Source organism: Gryllotalpicola ginsengisoli DSM 22003, from assembly GCF_000419445.1.
Taxonomy (GTDB): domain Bacteria; phylum Actinomycetota; class Actinomycetes; order Actinomycetales; family Microbacteriaceae; genus Gryllotalpicola; species Gryllotalpicola ginsengisoli.
Genome location: NZ_AULK01000013.1, coordinates 1 through 19,174, shown reverse-complemented (window position 1 = coordinate 19,174; position 19,174 = coordinate 1). Strand labels below are relative to the sequence as shown.

Below are 19,174 nucleotides of genomic sequence, written 5' to 3'. Positions count from 1 at the left end.
GGTTTTCGCCGATCAATCCCCCGTGGCGACCGGAAGCTCGGGATGGTTCGACCACTGGCTCCACGAGCCGGGGAACAGCCGCGGCTCGTAGCCGGCCAGGGCGAGGGCGACCGCCTCGTGCGCCGCCGTGACGCCGCTGCCGCAGTAGACGCCGACGGCCGAGGCATCCGTGAGCCCCAGGTCTTCGAAGCGGGCGCGCAGCTCGCCGGGGGTGAGGAAGCGGCCCTCGGCGTCGACGTTCGCCGTGGTGGGCGCGCTGATCGCGCCCGGCACGTGCCCGGCGCGCGGGTCGACCGGCTCGGTCTCGCCGCGGTAGCGCTCGGCCGCGCGCGCGTCGAGCAGGGGCGCGGATGCCGCGAACTCCGGCACCTCGTCGAGCGAGAGCGCCGGCAGCGCCCCGTAGCGCAGGGTGATCGTGCCCGGAACCGGAGCGTCGCCCGGCCCAGTCTCGACCGCCCCGCCCGCGTTCTTCCAGGCGCGCAGCGCGCCGTCGAGCAGGCGCACGTCGCGCACCCCCGCGTAGCGCAGCAGCCACCAGGCGCGGGCGGCGGAGAGGTTCTTCAGGTCGTCGTAGACGACGACCGTGTCGCCCTCGTCGACGCCCCAGCTGCGCACCACGGTCTCGAGGTCGTCGATCGCGGGCAGCGGATGCCGGCCGTCTTCCGGTCGCCGATCGGCGGGCGGCGCGGCGAGCTCGGTCTCGAGGTCGACGTAGAGGGCGCCGGGGATGTGCCCGCGCTCGAACTCGGCCCGCCCGTTGGGCCGGTCGAGCCGCCAGCGCACGTCGAGGAGGCGCAGCGGGCCGCCGTCGGGGTAGCGCCCCGCCTTGATCGCCTCGGCCAGCTCGTCGGGGTCGGTGAGGATCGGGGTGGTGCTCATGGGTTCAACGCTACGGGCCGGGTGCGACATGCACACCCGGCCCGTAACTTGTGGTCTCCATTCAGGTTCCGCGGTCTCCATTCGCGCTGCGCGCGAGTCGACCAGCGGAGCGCGCGATCAGCTCGAGGCGCGCGCGTTCGACTCGTAGGACGTGTTCGTCGACTCGAAGAAGTTCACCAGCTCGAGCGTGTCGTTCGCCGTCGCCATCCACTTCGCCGGGTTCGACACCTTGTACTCGGGCTCGAAGCCGAGCTCCTCGAGGCGCCGGTCGGCGAGGTACTTCACGTACTGGTTAATGTAGTTCGCGTTCAGCCCGAGGATGCCGCCGGGCAGCAGGTCGCGGTTGTACTGCTCCTCCATCTCGACGGCGTCGGTGATCATCTTCTTGATCTCGGCCGCGAACTCGGGCGTCTGCAGGTCGGGGTTCTCGTCGAGCACGGTGAGGATCAGGTTCATGCCGAACTTCAGGTGCAGCGACTCGTCCCGCACGATCCAGTCGACGAGCGAGCCGAAGTTGCGCAGCAGGTTCCGCTGCCGGAACGACAGCGCCACCATGAAGCCCGAGTAGAACCAGATGCCCTCGAGGATGATGTTGTACGCCACGAGGTTGCGGATGAAGTCCTTCTTGCCCTCGGTCGTCGTGATGTCGAGGGTCTCCTCCGTCATGCGGCGGATGAACTCGACCTCGAACTCCTCCTTGCGGGCCATCGACGGGATGTCGACGTGCGCGTTGTACGCCTCGTCGCGGTCGATGGGGAAGGTCTCCAGCACGTACTCGAAGGACATGCAGTGGTTGGCCTCCTCCCACATCTGCTTCGCGAGGTACAGGTGCGCCTCGGGAGCGTTGACGTAGGGGTAGACACCGAAGGCGAGGGCCTTGTTGACCAGCAGCTCGTTCGGGTTGAAGTACGAGATCAGGAAGGTGACCGCGTGGCGCTCCTCGTCGGTCATCCGCTTGAAGTCGGCGAGGTCCTCGCCGAGCTGGATCTCATTGGGGAACCACGTGTTGGCGACCGCCTGGTCGTAGAGGTCCATCGCCCACTTGTAGGTGATCGGCTTGAGGAGCAGGCCGTCTTTCACGCCGGAGCCGAGAATCGGCATTGTTCAGTTCTTCTCTTTCTACTCGTGACTCGTGTGTTCGACCGTGGGGGTCGAGGTCTCAGTTCGACAGGCCGCCGAAGCCGCGCCGGGCGGGCGCGCCGGCCCCGGCGGGCTGGGCGGGGGCAGCGGATGCCTCGGGCTTGGCCGCCCCGAAACCGCGGCGCTGGCCGCCGCCGAGCTCCTCGCTCTTGTTCACGCGCACCGTGGACTGCTCGGCCTGGTGCCGCGGCTTCATGTGCAGGTAGTACGTCGTCTTCACGCCGCGCTCCCAGGCCGCCGAGTAGATGTCCATCATGTCGGAAACGTCGCGCGTCTCGAGGTACATGTTGCGGCTGATGGCCTGGTCGATCCACTTCTGCGCACGGGCGGCGACCTCGAGGAACGCGTACGGCGAGACCTGGAAGCTGGTCTTGTACACGGCCTTGATGTCGTCGGGGATGTCGGCGATGTTCTGGATGTCGCCCTGGCTGCGCAGCACCTGCTCGCGCACCTTCTCCCACAGGCCGCGCTCCTGCAGGGCGGCGACCAGGTTCCGGTTGACCTCGAGGAACTTGCCGTTGCTGGTGGCGCGGCTGAAGATCTGCGAGAACTGCGGGTCGAAGCCGGGCGTGGTGCCGGCGACGAGGCCGATCGACGCGGTCGGCGCGACCGCCATCAGGGTCGCGTTGCGCACGCCGCCCTTGACCTTCTCGCGCAGGGCGTCCCAGTCCATCGTGCTGCGGCGGCTGACCTTGATCTCCACGCCGCGATCCTGCTCGGTGAGGGCGATGGTGTCGAACGGCACCATTCCCTTGCTCCAGCGGCTGCCCGCGAAGTTCGGGTAGGCGCCACGCTCGGCGGCGAGGTCGACCGACTCGCTGATCGCGTAGTACGAGATCCGCTCGGCGATCTCGTCGATCAGGTCGTACGCCTCCTCCGAGTCGTAGGCGAGGCCGAGGCGCTCGACCACGTCGGTGAAGCCCATCATGCCGAGCCCGATGGCGCGGTTGTTGAGGTTGGCGTTGTCGGCCTCGGGAACCGACGACATGGTGATGTCGATCAGGTTGTCGAGCTGGCGCACCGCGAGCCGGGCGGAGCGCTCGATGGTCTCCCAGTTGAAGGTGCCGTCTTCGCGCAGGTGGCGCGACAGGTTGATCGACGCGAGGTTGCAGACCGCGATGTTGTCGATGTCCTGCGGCAGGCAGATCTCGGTGCACAGGTTGGAGAGGTGGATCGTGCCCGTGTTGTTGTTCAGGGCGCGGAGGTTGATGGTGTCCTTCCAGGTCAGCCACGGGTGGCTGGTGGTCTGCAGGCTCATCAGGATGTCCTTGAACTGCGCGCGCGCCGACATCTTCTTGAACATGCGCAGCTGCCCGGCCTCGGCCATCGCCGCGTACTCGGCGTAGCGGGCCGAGAACTCCTTGCCGTACAGCTCGTTGAGGTCGCTGACCTCGAGCGGGTCGAAGAGGTACCACGGCTCGTCGTTCTGCACGCGCTTCATGAACTCGTCCGAGATCCACACGGCGGTGTTGGCGGTGCGGGTGCGGCGGTACGGGTCGCCGGAGTTCTGGCGCAGGTCGAGGAAGTCGGGGAAGTCGAGGTGCCAGTTCTCCATGTAGAAGGCGAGGGCGCCGAACTTCTTGCCGCCGCGGCTGACCGCCCGCAGCACCGAGTCGATGGTGTGCATGAACGGGATCGGCCCGGTCGACACGGTGTTGTTCGAGCGGATCGGGGAGCCCTGGGCGCGCAGCTTCGTCACCGAAAGGCCGATGCCGCCTGTGCCCTTGGTGATCCACATGACGTCGCGCACCGACTTGGCGATGTGCTCGATGTCGTCGTGCATCTCCATCACGAAGCAGTTGGAGAGCTGCGGATACTTCGTGCCGGCGTTGACCAGGGTGGAGCCCGCGGCGAGGTAGTCGAGGCGCGACATCGTCTCGTAGAACTCGAGCGCGATGTCGGTGGGGTTGGCCTCGTTCAGCGAGAGGCCCATGGCGATGCGCATCCAGAAGTACTGGGGCACCTCGAGCGGCTCGCCGTTGCGCGCCTTGATGCTGTAGCGGTTGTTCAGGGTGACCAGGCCGATGTACTTGAGCAGCTGGTCGTTGTCGGGGTCGATGGCCTGGGCGAGCCGGTCGAGGTCGAACAGCTGCGGGAAGCGCGGGTCGAGCAGCTCCTCGGCGACGCCGCGCTCGATGTAGGCGCGGAAGTTGTCGCGGTGCTTCTGCTTGAGCTCCGCCTTCGTGGCGTAGTCGCCGAGCACGCGCTTGTAGATGGTCTTGAGCAGCAGGCGCGCGGCCACCGTGTCGAACGCGGGGTCGTCCTTCACGTTCTGCAGCGCGACCTGGATGACGGCCTCGTCGAGCTGCTGCGTGGTGATGCCGTCGAACAGCGTCAGCTCGAGTTCGCTCGCGATCTGGGTCACCCACGTGATGCTCTCGTCGAGGCCCTCGGCGGCCGCCTCGATGGCGAGGTTGATCTTGTTCGCGTCGTACGGCTCGCGCGTCCCGTCGCGCTTGACCACAGTGATAGCCACGGTGCTTTTCTCCTTCATTCCCCGGTCGTTCCCGGACGTTCCCCTGAGCAGTTCGATCACTATATAGCCGGTTCCGCCCCGGCCCCAGCCACCACATGTTGTGGGCGTGTCATCCACAAATGTGCATAAGTCGGGCCCGGTTATCCACACGCTAGACCCCGCCACCGACACCGCCCGGCGGGCCGATTCCGGCCTCTGCGCGCCGATAGACTGTGGCGATCGTGAGCGCGTATTCGAGTGTGCTGAAGAGCCCGGGCGTGGCACGGATCATCGCCGCCCAGCTCACCGCCCGATTCCCCTCCGGCATGCTCTCGCTCGCGGTGCTGCTGCACGTGCAGTTCGTGCATCACAACTACGGCTCCGCCGGGCTGGTCTTGGGCGCGGCATCCGTCGGCCAAGCCGTCGCCGGTCCGCTCACCAGCCGCCTGATGGGCCGGCTCGGCATGCGGCCCGTGCTCACGCTCACTCTGCTCGTGTGCGCGGCGACGGTCGTGCTGATCGCGCTGCTGCCGATGTCGGTCCCGGCCACCATGGCCGTCGCCCTGCTGATGGGCCTGGCCAACCCGCCGGTGCAGCCGGCCGTACGCACGATCTACCCGAAGCTCGTGAACAGCCAGCTGCTCACGCCGCTGTTCTCGCTCGACGCGAGCGCGCAGGAGATCATCTGGATCGCCGGCCCCGTCGTCATCACCTTCATCTCGGCGCAGGTCTCGACCGTGCTGGGGCTGCTCGTGTGCGCGGCGATCATGCTGGGCGGCGGCGCGTGGTTCATCGCCTCGCCGGAGCTGGGGCGCGTGCGCATCCCCCGCTCCAAGCGCCGCTTCGGCGTCGTGCTCACCCGGCCGACCGTGCTGCTGTCGACGATCGTCGGGTTCCTGCTGATCGGCGCGTGCTCGAGCGTCGAGGCGGGCGTCGTCGCGAACTTCCAGGGCGCGGATGGCTCCACCCACGGCATCGAGTCGGGCATCGTGCTCGCGGTGTGGTCGCTCGGCTCGCTCACGGGCGGCTTCGCCTTCGGCCACGTGCCGATCGGCCCGTGGGCGCTGGCCCGGCGCATGCTGCTCATGTTGGTCGGCGTCGCCGTCGCCGCCATCTGGATGAACGTGTGGTGGCTGATCGGATGGCTCGTGGTGTCGGGCGCCGGCATCGCGCCCGCCCTCGCCGCCATGTTCGCGATGACCTCGGCGAGCGTGAAATTCAGCGACACCGCCGAGGCCTACGGCTGGATCGGTACCGGCCAGCTGGTCGGCGCGGGCCTCGGCTCCACCATCGCCGGCTTCTTCATCGACGCGCACGGCGCGCAGGGGGCGTTCTGGGTGGCGGCCGTGTTCGCCGTGATCGGCGTGCTGGTGCCCGCCCTGACCGTGCGCTGGCTGCCCGACCTGCGCGGCCGCGACTCATCCCCGATCCCGGATACCGAGCCGATCCCGGTGCAGAGCTGACCAACCGGCTCCGTCGGCCGCACCGCCGCTCTCTTCTGACTCGTTGCGCTACTCGCATCCGCATTGCGCTACTCGGTTCCGAGGCGCGGAGCGCGGATCCGAGTAGCGCTGGGGCCGCCGGCTAACGAGCAGGAATCGCATCGACCGCGGCGATCAGACGAGTGAGGGTGTCGCGGAGCGACGAGAGCTCCGCCACCCCCATCCCGAGCCGGCGCATCACAGCAGGCGGGATCTCCAGCGCCCTGGTGCGCAGCGCGGCACCCTTTGACGTCAACTCGACTTTGAGCGCCCGGTCGTCGCCTGGGTCTCGCTCCCGGCGCACGTAACCGAGCGCCTCGAGTCGCTTGAGCAGGGGCGACAGCGTCGCCGGCTCGAGACGCAGTGCGTCGGCGAGCCGGCGCAGCGACTGCGGGCCGCGTTCCCAGAGCGCGAGCATCACGAGATATTGCGGATGCGTCAGGCCCAGGGGCTCGAGCAGCGGCCGGTACATCCCGATCACGCTGCGCGAGGCGACCGCGAGCGCGAAGCACACCTGGTTCTCGAGGGCCAGTAGGTCGTCACCCGATGTCATATGCTGAGTGTACTGATCGTTAGTGCGCTAATGAAGTGAGGTATCGCCGTGACAGATCGCTCCCGGTTCTGGCGGTTCTACGAGAAGGCGAACGCCGTGGTGCGCACCTTCACCGGTCCGGCCGACATCGGCGCAGGTCATGCCGAGGAGCCCGAGGTGCGCCGCCCCGATGCGGCCTGCCCGATCTGCGGCAAGCCGATGAACACGCACACGGTCGTGAGGCACCCCGGCGACATTCGCGAGCCGAGCCGGCTGCTGTGCCCGTAGCCGTTCAGGCATGGGCCGCGCGGCGGCGCAGAAGCCGGTAGGCGACGCCGACGGCGAGCACGCCGACCCCGGCCAGCGAGGACTGCCAGGGCAGGGTGATCACGAGCACCAGGCAGGCGGCGGCGCCCAACACCTGCAGCCACCGCGGCCAGCGGCGCTGCGGGTCCGGCTGCTGCAGCGCCGACACGTTCGCGACGAAGTAGTACAGCAGCACTCCGAACGACGAGAAGCCGATCGCCGAGCGCAGGTCGACGAGCAGCACGAGTGCGATCGTCACCACGGCGAGCGCGAATTCGGCGCGGTGCGGCACACGCCAGCGCGGATGCACCGCCGCGAGCCACTCCGGTAGGTCGCCCTCGCGGGCCATGGCGAGCGTCGTGCGCCCGATGCCGGCGACGAGCGCCAGCAGGGCCCCGAGCGCGGCGAGTGCCCCGCCGATCCTCGCGACGGCAGGAGCCCAGGGCCAGAGCGATCCCGCCACCGCGTCGGCCAGCGGCGCATCCGAGGCGGCGAGGCCCGGCACTCCGAGCACGTGGACCGCCGTGAAGCCGACGACGGCGTAGACGACGACCGTGATGCCGAGCGCGATCGGGATCGCCCGCGGGATGGTGCGCGCCGGGTCGCGCACCTCCTCGCCCATGGTGGCGATGCGCGCGTAGCCGGCGAAGGCGAAGAACAGCAGCCCGGCCGACTGAAGTACGCCGATGAATCCGACCGACGCAGACCCGCCCGGGGCATCCGTCGACGAGGCGACGAACCGGGTGCCGTGCCAGACGGCCGCCACGATCAGCGCGAGCGCGACCAAGACGAGCACGACGATCACGCGGGTGAGCAGCGCGGTGCGGGTCACGCCGAACCAGTTCACGGCGGCCAGCGCGGCGATCGCGAGCGCGGCGACCGGTCGCTGCCACGGCTCGGGCACCGCGTACGCGGCGAAGGTGAGGGCCATGGCGGCGCAGCTCGCCGTCTTGCCGATGACGAAGCTCCAGCCGGCGAAGAAGCCCCACCACGGGCCGAGCACCGCCCGGCCGTAGGCGTACGTGCCGCCCGAGGTCGGGTACACGGCGGCGAGCTGCGCCGACGAAGTCGCGTTCGCGAACGCGACGGATGCCGCGACCGCGAGCCCGGCGAACAGCCACGGCCCCGCCGCGGCGGCCGCGGGGGCGAATGCGCTGAACACGCCGGCGCCGATCATGGAGCCGAGGCCGATGAACACCGCGTCGCCGAGGCCGAGCCTACGGGCGAGCGAAGGGGAGGTCACGCGCGCATCATAGGGAGCGCGAGTGCCCGGCCGTCACCACTTGTCGTGGATGGCGGCGCGGAAGTAGCGGTCGTAGATGTCGCGCACCTTCGCGTTGAACTCCGGGCCGAGCTCGGGGACGCTGCCGGCGGCGGCGTTGGCGAGCGCCTGGTCGGCGTTGCGCGCGCCGGGGATCACGGTCGAGACGGCCGGCAGCTGGGTGATCCAGGCGAGCGCCGCCTTGGCGGGGGTGAGCAGCGCCTCGTTGTCGATCTTCCACTCGGCGCGCAGCTCGGCGACCGCCTGGGCGAACTCCTCCGCGGCCGCGACGCCGGTCTCGAAGTCGACACCCGAGAAGGTCTCGCCCACGTCGAAGGCCTCGCCGTGCCGGTTGTAGTTGCGGTGGTCGGACTCGGCGAACGTCGTGTCCTTCGTGTACTTGCCGCTGAGCAGCCCCGAGGCCAGCGGCACGCGCGCGATGATGCCGACGCCGGCCTCCTTCGCGGCCGGCAGCACCCGGTCGAGCGGCTTGAGGCGGAACGCGTTGAGGATGATCTGCACGGTCGCCACCCCGGGGCGGGCGATCGCCGTGAGCGCCTCGTCGACGGTCTCGACGCTCACCCCGTAGTTCGCGATGACGCCCTCGGAGACCAGCTGGTCGAGCGCGTCGTAGACTGCGTCGCTCGAGTAGACGGGGGTCGGCGGGCAGTGCAGTTGCACGAGGTCGATGGTCTCCACCCGCAGGTTCTGCCGGGACCGGTCGAGCCACGCGCGGAAATTCTCGAGGCTGTAGTTCTCGGGCACCTGCTCGGCCCGGCGCCCCATCTTGGTCGCCACGGTGATGCCCGAGTCGGGGTGCGCGGCGAGGAACCGCCCGATGATCGACTCGCTGCGGCCGTCGCCGTACACGTCGGCGGTGTCGAAGAAGGTGACCCCCGCCTCGGCCGAGGCCTCGAGCACCGAGAGCGCGTCGGCCTCCGTCACCGTCCCCCAGTCGGTGCCGAGCTGCCAGGTGCCGAGTCCGATGACCGAGACGGAGCGTCCGGTGCGTCCGAGGGTGCGTTGCTGCATGGCCCCCACTCTACGTGCGGGTCCTCGGCCGGCGTCGGTGGCGCGGCCTATGCTCGGGGACGTGACGGAGAACATCCCCGGCGTCTCAGTGCTCACCGACGAGCTGCTCGAGCGCATCCGCGACCGTGCCGCCGGCTACGACGCCGCCAACGCGTTCTTCGCCGAAGATCTCGACGAACTGGCCGCCGTCGGCTACCTCAAGGCGTTCGTTCCCTCCAGCTACGGCGGGCTCGGCATGACGCTCGCCGAGGTGGCGCGCGAGCAGCAGCGCCTCGCCGGCGCGGCGCCCGCGACGGCCCTCGCGGTGAACATGCACCTGGTCTGGACGGGCGTGGCCAAGGTGCTGCGCGACCGCGGCGACGACACGCTCGACTTCCTGCTGCGCGAGGCGGGCGCCGGAGAGGTGTTCGGCTTCGGCATCAGCGAGCCGGGCAACGACCTGGTGCTGTTCGGGTCGACGACGGATGCCGCACCCGATCCCGACGGCGGCTACCGGTTCACCGGAACCAAGGTCTTCACCTCGCTCTCCCCCGCGTGGACCAGGCTCGGCGTGATGGGGCTCGACACCGCGAGCGCCGACGCGCCGAAGATCGTCTACGGCTTCGTCACCCGCGACGCGGTGGACGACGGCACGGTCGAGATCAAGGACGACTGGGACACGCTGGGCATGCGGGCGAGCCAGTCCAACACGACGGTGCTCAAGGGCGCGCACGCGCCCGCCGACCGGATCATCCGTCGCCTCGACCCCGGCCCGAACCCCGACAGCCTGATCTTCGCGATCTTCGCCAACTTCGAGCTGCTGCTCGCCTCCGTGTACGCGGGCATCGGCGAGCGGGCGCTCGAGGTGGCGGCCGAGACGGTGCAGCGGCGCACGTCGCTGCGCACGGGCATGAATTACGCGCAGGATCCCGACATCCGGTTCCGCTTCGCCTCGGCCGCGATCGAGCAGGACGCCCTGGCGCCGCAGATCCACGCCGTCGCCTCCGACGTCGACAACCTCGTCAACCACGGCTCGATGTGGTTCCCGAAGCTCGTGGGGGTGAAGATCCGCGCCACCGAGACGGCGCGCCGCGTAGTCGATACGGCGATCCGCGTCTCGGGCGGATCGTCGTACTTCAACCGCAGCGAGCTCGGCCGGCTCTACCGCGACGTGCTCGCGGGGCTGTTCCACCCCTCCGACGACGAGTCGGCGCACAACACGGTCGCGAACGCCTGGCTCGGGCCGCTCGAATAGCCCCTCTCAGCGCCCGCGCAGCCGCTCGATCGCGCGCCGGTCGCGCTTCGTCGGCCGCCCGAGCCCGCGCTCGCGGATGACCGGCGCGGCGCGCTCCTCCTTCGGCGGCAGCACCGGGGTGCGGTCCTCGATCGCCGCCTGGGCGATGGCGGCGCCCACCCGCTTGGTGAGCAGCTGCTTGACGATCACGATGTGCTCGCGGTCGGTGAAGGCGCGCACCTCGTCGCCGATGCGCACCGGCTGCGCGGGCTTCGCCCGATCCCCGTTCACCCGGATGTGCCCAGCCTTCGCCGCCTCCGTCGCGGCGGAGCGGGTCTTGTAGAGGCGCACCGACCAGGTCCACACGTCGACACGCACGGTGCTCGGTTGCTCGGCCATCCCTCCACGCTAACCGGCCCGCGGGCCGGCGCTCACCTCCAGGCGGCCAGCTCGGCGGGCGTCGGGTAGGAGGCCTGCGCGCCGCGGCGGGTGGTCGAGAACGCGGCGACGACGGATGCCTCCCGCGCCGCCTCCTCGAGCGTGTCGCCCGCCGCGAGCCGCCGGGCGAGCGTGCCGGTGAAGGCGTCGCCCGCGCCGGTCGTGTCGACCGGGTCCACGGCCCGCGCCGGCAGGACCTGCGCCGTGCCGCCGTCGACGACGATCGCCCCCTTGCCGCCGCGGGTGACCACGGCGCGCGCGATGCCGTGGCCGGCGAGGGTCGCGGCGAGCGGCTCGGGCAGCGGGGCCGCGTCGAAGTCGAGCGCCGCCCCTGCCAGCTGCGCCGCCTCGAGCTCGTTGACGATGAGCACGTCGGTCGCGTCCAGCAGGGTCTCGGCCAGCGGCTGGTAGGGCGACGGGTTGAGCACGACCAGCGCCTGCGCGGCGACGGCGAGCGCGGCGGCGCGCTGCACCACGGGCAGCGGCACCTCGAGGGAGAGGCAGACGACCGCGGCATCCGTGCATGCCTCTGTCGGAATATCTTCGGGGCCAACGGCTCCGTTGGCCCCGGGCACGAGGATGATGGCGTTCTCTCCGGCGTCGTCGACGGGGATGATCGCCTGCCCGGTGACCACGTCGGGCAGGACCTGCACGGTGCCGAGGTCGACGCCGTCGCGGGCGAGGTGCTCGCGCAGCATCCGCCCGTTCTCGTCGTCGCCGACCGCGCCGACGAGCCGCACCCGGCCGCCGAGGCGCGCCGCGGCGACGGCCTGGTTCGACGCCTTGCCGCCGGGCGAGAGCCGCACGTCGCGGCCGGCGACGGTCTCTCCGGGTGCGGGCAGGCGGTCGACGCGGATGCCGAGGTCGGCGTTCAGCGCGCCGACCATGACGATCAGTTCACTCACGCCTCCATGCAAGCAGACTCTCGCGCACCGCCCCCACCTGCTGCCGCAGTGCGGCGCCGCGCTCGCGCGACGGGGCGGCGGCGAACTCGAGCAGCGGCTCGCGCAGCGCAAGGGCGGCGTCGAGCAGGTCGGCGGCCGCGCGGGCCGGCGCCACCCGGCCGAGCGTGACGGCCCGCAGCGCGTGCAGGGGCGGGGCGAGTTGCTCGATGCGGGCGGCGGCGTCGCGCACCCGGTGCGGCAGCTCGGCGTAGCCGGGGGCCTTCCGGTCGGCGGTGAGCACCTCGCGGGCGACGGCGAGGAGGTCGGCGGTGCGGCGGCGCAGCACGTCGATGGAGCGCACCGGGGCGATGAACGCGCTCGCGGCGATCGCGATCGCGCCGCCGACGAGGATCGCGACGAGCCGCTCGCCGAGGAACCCGGCGCCCTGGCCGAGGTAGCCGTAGAGCAGGGCGAGGGCGCCGGTCATGGCCGCCGCCCACCAGGCGTAGCTCAGGGCGCGCAGGATCGCCCCGATGCCGAGCAGGAGGAACATGACGGCGAGCGCGTCGCTGTCGCCGGGGTCGAAGAGCAGGCCCAGCGCGGTCGCCACGACGGTGCCGATGGCCGCGCCGACGACACGCAGCACCCCCTTGTAGACCACGTCGGCGCGGCCCCGGTTGCCGCTCGTGACCACATAGGCGGTCAGCACGAACCAGACCAGGTGGTCGGGCAGCAGCCACCATCCGACGAGGATCGCCGCGGCGAGCGCGACCGCCAGGTGCAGCGCCATGCGATCGGATGCCGCGAGCCGGCGCGCCCCCGGCGACGGCGCCGGGGCAGGCGCGGCAGGGGCGGGTGCCGGGGCGAGCACGGAGGCCGGCGTGGCGCCGCGGGCGAGCCATCCGATCAGGGAAGCCCACGCGACCGCGATGAGCGCGGCGAGCGCGCCCCACCACACGTCGCCCGCGCCCTGCCCGGCGGCCGCGACCGGGGTGACCAGCGCCGCGACGAACGGGAACGACCAGAGCGTTCCGACGCGCGTCCACGTGTCGCCGAAGCGCCGCACCCAGACGGCGGCGACCAGCGGAATCGAGATGAGGGCGAGGGCGAGCGCGGGAGAGGCCGAGGAGACCCGCACGAGCAGCGAGCCGAGCAGCGCGACGACGGGGATGAGCGCGAAGCGCGCCGCCCAGGTCACCCAGGCGGGCACGGTCTCGATGCGGTCCGCGCGCGACTCGTCGGCGCGCACGAGCGACAGCGCGATCAGGAACCCGGCGATGCACAGTTGCACCAGGTGCGCCTCGTGGCGGGCGAGGTACGCGATCGTGAAGAAGCTGAGCAGCGCGGCCGCGATCGAGGCCACGCCGAAGCGGGCGCCGCGCCGCAGGCGGGTGAGCGCGTTTCGCCACAGGTCTTCGAGCACCCTCTACTTCTACCGCGCCCGGGTTACGGCGCTTCGTTCACCGCCGCCCGGATGCGCCGGTGAACGGCAGCTGCAGCTCGGTCACCCACTGCGATCGCGGATGCGGCATGACCTTCAGGTACACCTCGCGGGCGTAGCCGGAGGGCGTGCCGCCGTGCTCCTCGACCCAGCGGTACAGCGCCGTCCAGCTGTCGCGGATCGCCGCCGGATCGCCGTGGTGCACTGCCACGGCCGCCTGCGCCGCCCCGTCGAGGATGACCGGCGAGACCCCCGCGTCGGCCGCGGTCACGGATGGCGCGGTGAATCCCACCCAGATGCGCCGGCACTGCTCGCCGTGCTCGCCCAGCATGCCCTCGTACCAGGCGACCGCGGGCAGCGGCGGCTCGATGCCCTCGGCGGTGAGCCGGTCGGCGAGCCGATCGAACAGCGGCCCCACCACGGCGGCCACCCGATCCGCCGGGATCGGCGACGGCCCCGACGACATCGCATACACCCGGCGCGGCGCGATCGCCGTGACCTCCACGTCCATCCGGCCTCCTTGCCTGCGCTCCCATCATGCCCCTCGCGCGCTCGCCCGCCGCGCGGCCCGCGCGGGCGCAACGTAATCTGAACGGATGAGCGAGGAGCTGAAGCACGACACGCAGGCGCACCGCTACACCCTCACCGTCGACGGCAAGCTGGTCAGCGCCGCCGACTACCGGGTGAACGGCGACCGGATCTCGTTCACGCACACCTTCACCGACCCGATGCAGCGCGGCAACGGCTACGCCGGCCGGGTGGTCGACTACGCGATGGACGACGTCGAGCGGAACACCAAGTACCGCGTGGTGCCGATGTGCTGGTACGTCGCCAAGTGGTTCGACGAGCACCCCGAACGCGCGCACCTGCTCACCCGGTGACGACCGACGAGCTCGTGGCGGCGTTGCGGGCGGCCGGCTGCGTCTACGCCGAGGACGAGGCCAGGCTGCTCGAAGAGGCGGCGACGGATGCGGCGTCCCTGAAGCTCCTCGCCGGGCGCCGGATCGCCGGCGAGCCGCTCGAGTACGTGCTCGGCTGGGCCGAGTTCGCGGGCGAGCGGATGCGCGTCGCGCCGGGCGTCTTCGTGCCCAGACGGCGCACCGAACTGCTGCTGCGGCTGGCGGTGTCCGCGGTCTCCGCGGTCTCCATTCGCGCTGCGCGCGAGTCGACCGGCGGGGGTCTCTCCCTCCTCGAGCTCTGCTGCGGCGCCGCGCCGGTGGCGACCGCGTTCGCGCGGCGGCGGCCGGAGGCATCCGTCGTCGCCTGCGATCTCGACCCCGACGCGGTCGCGGTCGCGCGCGGCAATCTCGAGCCGCGGGGAGGCACGGTGCTCGAGGGCGACCTGTTCGCGCCGCTGCCGGCCGGGTCGCGCTTCGACGTGATCGTCGCGAACGCGCCGTACGTGCCCTCGGCCGAGGTGGCGAACATGCCGCGGGAGGCGCGGGAGCACGAGCATCCGATCGCCCTGGACGGCGGCCGCGACGGCCTCGACCTGCACCGGCGGATCGCCGCCGAGGCGGCCGCGTGGCTCGCTCCCGGGGGCACGGTGCTGGTCGAGACGAGCCGCCGTCAGGCACCCGCCGACCGCGGGATCTTCGAGGCCGAGGGCTGGCTCGTCGAGGTCGTGGCCGATGAGGGCCTCGACGCGACGGCGGTCGCCGCGACGAGGCCCTGAGGGCGACGAGGCCCTGAGGCTGGGACTCAGACCGGCTGCTGGCCCTCGAGGAGCGAGCTGGCGTCGGCAGGCACCTCGGGAGCGGAGAAGTCGATCATCCAGGTGAAGCCGTAGCGGTCGGTGACCTGGCCGTAGAAGTCGCCCCACGGTGCGAGGTTGAGCGGCAGCAGGTCGCTGCCGCCGTCGGAGAGCTTGGCGAAGTAGTCGCGGAAGACGGCTTCGTCGGCGCTGTCGCCCCAGATGCTGAGGGCGATGCTGCTGCCCGGGGTGAACTCCATGCTCTCGGGCACGTCGGCGGCCATCAGGCTGACGGGGCCGGTGAGCATGGCGTGCATGACCTGGTCGGGCTGGGCGTCGTGCTCGGTCAGGCCGGCGTCGCCGTACGTGATCACGCGCAGCTCGCCGCCGAAGACGGACTGGTAGTACTCCATCGCTTCGCGGGCGTTGCCGCGGAAGCTCAGGGAGGGGGTGAAGTTGACAGACATGAGGACCTTTCGACGGGGTGGATTCGCGCTCATGATCGCCCCGCGGGCGGGGTGCGGCAAGGAGGGATTGTTGCGGTGCCGAAAGCAATCCGCGGCACTTTGGGCGGCACGCGCCGGCTCGCCGCGCTGACGGGCGCAACTCGAAGGATTTCGCAGGCGCATCCGTCGATTTCGCCTGCGAAATCCTGCGAACTGCGCCGTTCACAGCGAGGTGAGCCGGGCGACGACCGCGGCGAACGGCCCGCGGTGCACGGATGCGAGCACCTGCAGCTCCTCGACGCTCGTGAGCCGCGTGCGCACGGCGGACTCGAAGACCGTCAGCGCCGCCTCCGCGGGCTGGCAGCGGGCGATGTGTGCGAGCGCGTTCCACCACGACTCGATCGCCAGACCGTGGGCGTCGGGGCCGAACGGCTGTGGGGTCCAGTGCACGACCGGCCGGACGCCCTCATCGAACTTCAGATGCGTGGTGGGGCGACGCGGGATGATGTGCAGTCCGAGACCGGGCGGCACGCGCAGGTGCAACCGACGGGCCGCGCTGACACAGGCCAGGCGGCCGCCCATGCGCACCACGCGCACGAGCACAGGATCGGCGCGGGGCGTCGCCACAATGTCGCGGCCGACGGCGACGAGGCTGCCGGCGGCGAGCTCAGCACGGATCCGGTAGTCCGACCAGCCCGCGTCGCGCAGCATGCGGCGAGTGGCGAACCCGGCGTTGGGCTTCAGGAGCTCGGCGAGATGCACCGAGAGAGTGTGGCACCGCCGGCCGGTGCATCCGTGCCCCGGCGGCGCGACTGGGGAGAACTCCGCCCGGCTGGCCCAGCTGCGCGGGAGATACGGCGCAGAACGCAGGATTTCGCAGACCGAATCCGAGGATCGGCCTGCGAAATGCTGCGAACTGTGCCCGAGGGATGCACGGCCGGCCCGCTACGCCCCGGCGGGGTGCAGCAGCACCTTGGTCCAGCCGTCGTCGCGCTTGTCGAAGTGCGAGTAGGCGTCGCTGATCTCCTCGAGCGTCAGCTCGTGCGAGACGATGCGGGCCGGGTTGGCCTTGCCGCGGATGATCAGGTCGCGCAGCTCGCGGTTGTACTTCTTCACCGGGCACTGGCCGGTGGCGATCTTCAGCCCCTTCTCCCACGCGGCGCCGAAGTCGAAGTCGTACCGGCCCTGCGCGGCGTCGTCGGTCGACGCGCCGGGGTCCTGCGGCACGTACACGCCCACGGCGCCGATGCGCCCGGTGGCCCGCACGACCTTCACGAGCTGGTCGAGCACCAGCTCCGGGTGCTCCTGCCCCGTGGCGTCGTGCGCCTGGTATCCGACCGCTTCGATGCCGCAGTCGACGCCGAAGCCGTCGGTGAGGTCTGTGATGGCCTGCACCACGTCGGTCTTGGAGAAGTCGATCGCGGTGGCGCCGTACTCCTCGGCGGCGGCGAGTCGCGTCGGCTCCTTGTCGACGACGAACACCTGGGCCGCCCCGCGCAGGAACGAGGAGTGCGCGGCCATCAGCCCGACCGGCCCGCCGCCGAAGACGGCGACCGATGAGCCGGGGCGCACCCCGGCGAGCTCAGCGCCGTGGTATCCGGTGGGGAAGATGTCGGAGAGCATGGCGAAGTCGGCCTCGTGCTCCTCCCCGGCAGGCAGCTTGAGCAGGTTGAAGTCGGCCCACGGCACCCGCAGGTACTCCGCCTGGCCGCCGCGGTACGGGCCCATCTTGGGGTAGCCGTAACCCGCGCCGACGCCGTCGGGGTTGGCCCGCAGGCACGCGTTGGTGTAGCCCTCGTTGCAGTTGCGGCAGGTGCCGCAGGCGATGTTGAACGGCACGCTCACCCGGTCGCCGACGCTGATGCGGTCCACTGCGGGGCCCACCTCGACGACCACGCCCATGTTCTCGTGGCCGAGCACCATGCCCGGGTCGAGCGCGGCCCGGCCCTCATACGGATGCAGGTCGGAGCCGCAGATATTCGTCGTCGTGATCCTGATGATCGCGTCGAGCGGCGCCTCGATCTTCGGATCGGGCACGTCCTCCACCCGCACGTCGTACGGTCCTTCGTAAACAGCTGCTTTCATCATGATCTCCCTTCGCGCGGCCACGTACCCGTGGTCGAGAAGCGATACGCGCGACGCGGCAGACTTATAGCGATGACCGAGCCGTCTCGCCCGTCCCGCCGCTTCGCACTCCTGGTCGCCCTCGGCGCGCTCTCCGCCTTCGGCCCGCTGTCGATGGACCTCTACCTGCCGAGCCTGCCCTCGCTGTCGCGTGCGCTCGGCACGACCGACTCGCTCGCCCAGGCCTCGGTGTCGACGGCGCTCCTGGGGCTCGCGCTCGGGCAGCTGCTCGCAGGCCCGGCCAGCGACCGGCTCGGCCGGCGCACCCCCGTGCTCGCGGGCGTGAGCCTGTTCGTCGTCGCATCCGTGTTGTGCGCGCTCGCCCCGAACATCTGGGTCTTCCTCGTCCTGCGCCTGCTGCAGGGTCTCGGCGGGGCGGCGGGACTCGCGGGTCTGTCTGGATAACGGTGTGTGGGGTCCGGTCTGATCCGAAAGGAGATGGCCGTGGCTGACACGACCGAGCTGTTGGACGACGAGATGATCGATCCCGTGACCGGGGAGATCATCGATCAGAAGGACCTCGCTGAGCGCCTGCTGGCGCAGGCGAAGGAGCAGGGTGTGGGCCTGGTCGGCCCGGGAGGGCTGTTGAACCAGCTCACGAAGAACGTCCTCGAGACGGCGTTGAACGCGGAGTTGACCGAGCACCTCGGTCATGAGCACGGCGAGACCCCGCTGGGGTCGAACATGCGCAACGGGACCCGGACGAAGACGGTGCTGACCGAGATCGGGCCGGTCGAGATCGAGGTTCCGCGGGACCGTGACGGGTCGTTCGAGCCGGTGATCGTGCCCAAGCGCAAGCGCCGCCTGGACGGCATCGATCAGATCGTGCTGTCGCTGACCGCGCGGGGTTTGACGACCGGGGAGATCGCGGCGCACTTCGACGAGGTCTACGGGGCGAAGGTCTCCAAAGACACGATCAGCCGGATCACGGAGAAGGTGGCCGGCGAGCTCGCCGAGTGGTCCTCGCGGCCGCTGGATGCGATCTATCCGGTGATCTTCGTCGACGCGATCGTGGTGAAGGTCCGTGACGGGCAGGTTCGCAACACCCCGTTCTACGTCGTGATGGGCGTCACGACGAACGGAGAGCGCGACATCCTCGGTATCTGGGCCGGCGACGGCCAGGAGGGCGCGAGGTTCTGGCTGCAGGTGTTCACCGAGCTGAAGAACCGCGGCGTCGAGGACGTGTTCATCGCCGTCTGCGACGGGCTGAAGGGCCTCCCGGAGGCGATCAACACCACCTGGGAGCAGACGGTCGTGCAGCAGTGCATCGTCCACCTGATCCGCAACTCGTTCCGTTATGCCGGCAGGCAGCATCGGGACGCGATCGTCCGTTCGCTCAAGCCCGTCTACACCGCCCCGTCCGAGCAGGCGGCGAAGGATCGCTTCGAGGAGTTCGCGGCCGAGTGGGGCGACAGGTATCCCGCGATCGTGCAACTCTGGCGCAGTTCCTGGGCGGAGTTCGTGCCGTTCTTGGAGTACGACGTCGAGATCCGGAAGGTGATTTGCACGACGGATGAAAAAGTCAACCCGTCGTCATCCCCGCGTCATTGCTCGTCGCGAAGCGCGCGGTCGGCGCGCCGGCTGGCCTGCGGGTCTGCCAGTCCGCGATCAGCCGCTCGTAAGCGTGCTCGGTCGCCTCGGCAATCTCGCGCTCGTGGCGGCGCCGCCCGGTGTCGTTGTAGTCGTGGCCGGCTCCTCGGCGTGCGTGCGCCTTCGGCGCTCCCGCGGTCAGCTCGAGCTTGCGCTGCTTGAAGGCGACCAGGCTCGGCCTGGCGAACGCGTAGTCTTCGTCCTTGGTCACGAGGTTCCATGCCAGGACGGTCATCTTCCGTGCGGTGGCCACGACCGC

At 70.7% G+C, this 19,174-nt stretch carries 19 protein-coding genes and 1 pseudogene; 7 read left to right on the top strand and 13 right to left on the bottom strand.

The window, feature by feature from the left end; genetic code table 11:
- Nucleotides 1-12: 12 nt before the first annotated feature.
- The 3 genes from H563_RS0113685 to H563_RS0113675 all read right to left on the bottom strand — a co-directional run bounded on the left by H563_RS0113685 (nucleotide 13) and on the right by H563_RS0113675 (nucleotide 4,495).
- The gene (locus H563_RS0113685; protein ID WP_022883149.1) at nucleotides 13-879 is read right to left on the bottom strand and encodes a sulfurtransferase; all 867 of its coding nucleotides are present in this window, start codon (nucleotides 877-879) and stop codon (nucleotides 13-15) included.
- 117 nt (nucleotides 880-996) lie between these two features.
- Complete coding sequence (locus tag H563_RS0113680; protein WP_022883148.1) at nucleotides 997-1,980, bottom strand: ribonucleotide-diphosphate reductase subunit beta; 984 nt, start codon at nucleotides 1,978-1,980, stop codon at nucleotides 997-999.
- A 58-nt stretch (nucleotides 1,981-2,038) separates the two neighbouring features.
- Nucleotides 2,039-4,495 (bottom strand): ribonucleoside-diphosphate reductase subunit alpha, encoded by a 2,457-nt coding sequence (locus H563_RS0113675; RefSeq protein WP_027479472.1) that lies wholly within the window; start codon nucleotides 4,493-4,495, stop codon nucleotides 2,039-2,041.
- Between the two features lie 221 nt (nucleotides 4,496-4,716).
- Between H563_RS0113675 and H563_RS0113670 the strand changes: the two genes are divergently transcribed.
- Nucleotides 4,717-5,937, top strand: coding sequence for an MFS transporter (locus tag H563_RS0113670; protein ID WP_027479471.1), 1,221 nt, complete (start codon nucleotides 4,717-4,719; stop codon nucleotides 5,935-5,937).
- A gap of 121 nt (nucleotides 5,938-6,058) precedes the next feature.
- Here the strand turns inward: H563_RS0113670 and H563_RS0113665 are convergent, their stop codons facing one another.
- A complete protein-coding gene (locus tag H563_RS0113665) occupies nucleotides 6,059-6,508 on the bottom strand; it encodes a MarR family winged helix-turn-helix transcriptional regulator (protein WP_022883145.1) in 450 nt (149 codons plus the stop codon).
- 48 nt (nucleotides 6,509-6,556) lie between these two features.
- Here H563_RS0113665 and H563_RS0113660 point away from each other — a divergent pair, with 48 nt between their 5' ends.
- Nucleotides 6,557-6,775 (top strand): hypothetical protein, encoded by a 219-nt coding sequence (locus tag H563_RS0113660; RefSeq protein WP_022883144.1) that lies wholly within the window; start codon nucleotides 6,557-6,559, stop codon nucleotides 6,773-6,775.
- 4 nt (nucleotides 6,776-6,779) lie between these two features.
- Here H563_RS0113660 and H563_RS0113655 read toward each other — a convergent pair whose 3' ends face one another.
- Nucleotides 6,780-8,036 carry an APC family permease gene (locus tag H563_RS0113655; protein WP_022883143.1) on the bottom strand — a complete coding sequence of 419 codons (1,257 nt, stop codon included), beginning with the start codon at nucleotides 8,034-8,036 and terminating at the stop codon, nucleotides 6,780-6,782.
- A 33-nt stretch (nucleotides 8,037-8,069) separates the two neighbouring features.
- Nucleotides 8,070-9,086: an aldo/keto reductase gene (locus H563_RS0113650; protein ID WP_022883142.1), complete on the bottom strand. Its 1,017-nt coding sequence runs from the start codon at nucleotides 9,084-9,086 to the stop codon at nucleotides 8,070-8,072.
- Between the two features lie 61 nt (nucleotides 9,087-9,147).
- On the opposite strand from H563_RS0113650, the gene H563_RS0113645 reads away from it, so the two are divergent.
- Complete coding sequence (locus tag H563_RS0113645; RefSeq protein WP_027479469.1) at nucleotides 9,148-10,320, top strand: acyl-CoA dehydrogenase family protein; 1,173 nt, start codon at nucleotides 9,148-9,150, stop codon at nucleotides 10,318-10,320.
- A gap of 6 nt (nucleotides 10,321-10,326) precedes the next feature.
- Here the strand turns inward: H563_RS0113645 and H563_RS0113640 are convergent, their stop codons facing one another.
- The 4 genes from H563_RS0113640 to H563_RS0113620 are packed head-to-tail and all read right to left on the bottom strand — an operon-like array spanning nucleotide 10,327 to nucleotide 13,573.
- Nucleotides 10,327-10,698 (bottom strand): RNA-binding S4 domain-containing protein, encoded by a 372-nt coding sequence (locus H563_RS0113640; RefSeq protein WP_022883140.1) that lies wholly within the window; start codon nucleotides 10,696-10,698, stop codon nucleotides 10,327-10,329.
- A 32-nt stretch (nucleotides 10,699-10,730) separates the two neighbouring features.
- Nucleotides 10,731-11,642 (bottom strand): ribokinase, encoded by a 912-nt coding sequence (locus tag H563_RS0113635; RefSeq protein WP_022883139.1) that lies wholly within the window; start codon nucleotides 11,640-11,642, stop codon nucleotides 10,731-10,733.
- Complete coding sequence (locus tag H563_RS16890) at nucleotides 11,635-13,044, bottom strand: FUSC family protein (RefSeq protein ID WP_022883138.1); 1,410 nt, start codon at nucleotides 13,042-13,044, stop codon at nucleotides 11,635-11,637. The genes H563_RS0113635 and H563_RS16890 overlap by 8 nt, the downstream gene beginning before the upstream one ends.
- Nucleotides 13,045-13,081: 37 nt before the next feature.
- A complete protein-coding gene (locus H563_RS0113620; RefSeq protein WP_022883137.1) occupies nucleotides 13,082-13,573 on the bottom strand; it encodes a GyrI-like domain-containing protein in 492 nt (163 codons plus the stop codon).
- Between the two features lie 85 nt (nucleotides 13,574-13,658).
- Between H563_RS0113620 and H563_RS0113615 the strand changes: the two genes are divergently transcribed.
- Both H563_RS0113615 and H563_RS0113610 read left to right on the top strand, forming a co-directional pair.
- Nucleotides 13,659-13,943 (top strand): GNAT family N-acetyltransferase, encoded by a 285-nt coding sequence (locus H563_RS0113615; protein ID WP_022883136.1) that lies wholly within the window; start codon nucleotides 13,659-13,661, stop codon nucleotides 13,941-13,943.
- Complete coding sequence (locus H563_RS0113610; protein WP_022883135.1) at nucleotides 13,940-14,737, top strand: putative protein N(5)-glutamine methyltransferase; 798 nt, start codon at nucleotides 13,940-13,942, stop codon at nucleotides 14,735-14,737. Before H563_RS0113615 ends, H563_RS0113610 begins: the two co-directional genes overlap by 4 nt.
- 26 nt (nucleotides 14,738-14,763) lie before the next feature.
- Here H563_RS0113610 and H563_RS0113605 read toward each other — a convergent pair whose 3' ends face one another.
- The 3 genes from H563_RS0113605 to H563_RS0113595 all read right to left on the bottom strand — a co-directional run bounded on the left by H563_RS0113605 (nucleotide 14,764) and on the right by H563_RS0113595 (nucleotide 17,286).
- Complete coding sequence (locus H563_RS0113605) at nucleotides 14,764-15,222, bottom strand: VOC family protein (protein WP_022883134.1); 459 nt, start codon at nucleotides 15,220-15,222, stop codon at nucleotides 14,764-14,766.
- 201 nt (nucleotides 15,223-15,423) lie between these two features.
- A complete protein-coding gene (locus tag H563_RS0113600; RefSeq protein ID WP_022883133.1) occupies nucleotides 15,424-15,963 on the bottom strand; it encodes a hypothetical protein in 540 nt (179 codons plus the stop codon).
- Nucleotides 15,964-16,146: 183 nt separating this feature from the next.
- Nucleotides 16,147-17,286, bottom strand: a complete 1,140-nt coding sequence (locus H563_RS0113595; RefSeq protein WP_027479467.1) for a glutathione-independent formaldehyde dehydrogenase — start codon at nucleotides 17,284-17,286, stop codon at nucleotides 16,147-16,149.
- Nucleotides 17,287-17,358: 72 nt separating this feature from the next.
- On the opposite strand from H563_RS0113595, the gene H563_RS0113590 reads away from it, so the two are divergent.
- Nucleotides 17,359-17,730 (top strand): MFS transporter, encoded by a 372-nt coding sequence (locus tag H563_RS0113590; protein WP_022883131.1) that lies wholly within the window; start codon nucleotides 17,359-17,361, stop codon nucleotides 17,728-17,730.
- Between the two features lie 72 nt (nucleotides 17,731-17,802).
- A pseudogene (locus H563_RS16885) lies at nucleotides 17,803-18,840 on the top strand (IS256 family transposase); the annotation flags it as partial.
- Nucleotides 18,841-19,174: the final 334 nt, after the last annotated feature.

Excerpts from the sequence above, each read along its gene's own strand:
- H563_RS0113620 (WP_022883137.1), bottom strand. The coding sequence starts at position 13,573 with ATGGACGTGGAGGTCACGGCGATCGCGCCGCGCCGGGTGTATGCGATG.
- H563_RS0113590 (WP_022883131.1), top strand. The coding sequence starts at position 17,359 with ATGACCGAGCCGTCTCGCCCGTCCCGCCGCTTCGCACTCCTGGTCGCC.
- H563_RS0113650 (WP_022883142.1), bottom strand. The coding sequence starts at position 9,086 with ATGCAGCAACGCACCCTCGGACGCACCGGACGCTCCGTCTCGGTCATC.
- H563_RS0113685 (WP_022883149.1), bottom strand. The coding sequence starts at position 879 with ATGAGCACCACCCCGATCCTCACCGACCCCGACGAGCTGGCCGAGGCG.
- H563_RS0113615 (WP_022883136.1), top strand. The coding sequence starts at position 13,659 with ATGAGCGAGGAGCTGAAGCACGACACGCAGGCGCACCGCTACACCCTC.
- H563_RS0113665 (WP_022883145.1), bottom strand. The coding sequence starts at position 6,508 with ATGACATCGGGTGACGACCTACTGGCCCTCGAGAACCAGGTGTGCTTC.
- H563_RS0113595 (WP_027479467.1), bottom strand. The coding sequence starts at position 17,286 with ATGAAAGCAGCTGTTTACGAAGGACCGTACGACGTGCGGGTGGAGGAC.
- H563_RS0113640 (WP_022883140.1), bottom strand. The coding sequence starts at position 10,698 with ATGGCCGAGCAACCGAGCACCGTGCGTGTCGACGTGTGGACCTGGTCG.
- H563_RS0113680 (WP_022883148.1), bottom strand. The coding sequence starts at position 1,980 with ATGCCGATTCTCGGCTCCGGCGTGAAAGACGGCCTGCTCCTCAAGCCG.
- H563_RS0113605 (WP_022883134.1), bottom strand. The coding sequence starts at position 15,222 with ATGTCTGTCAACTTCACCCCCTCCCTGAGCTTCCGCGGCAACGCCCGC.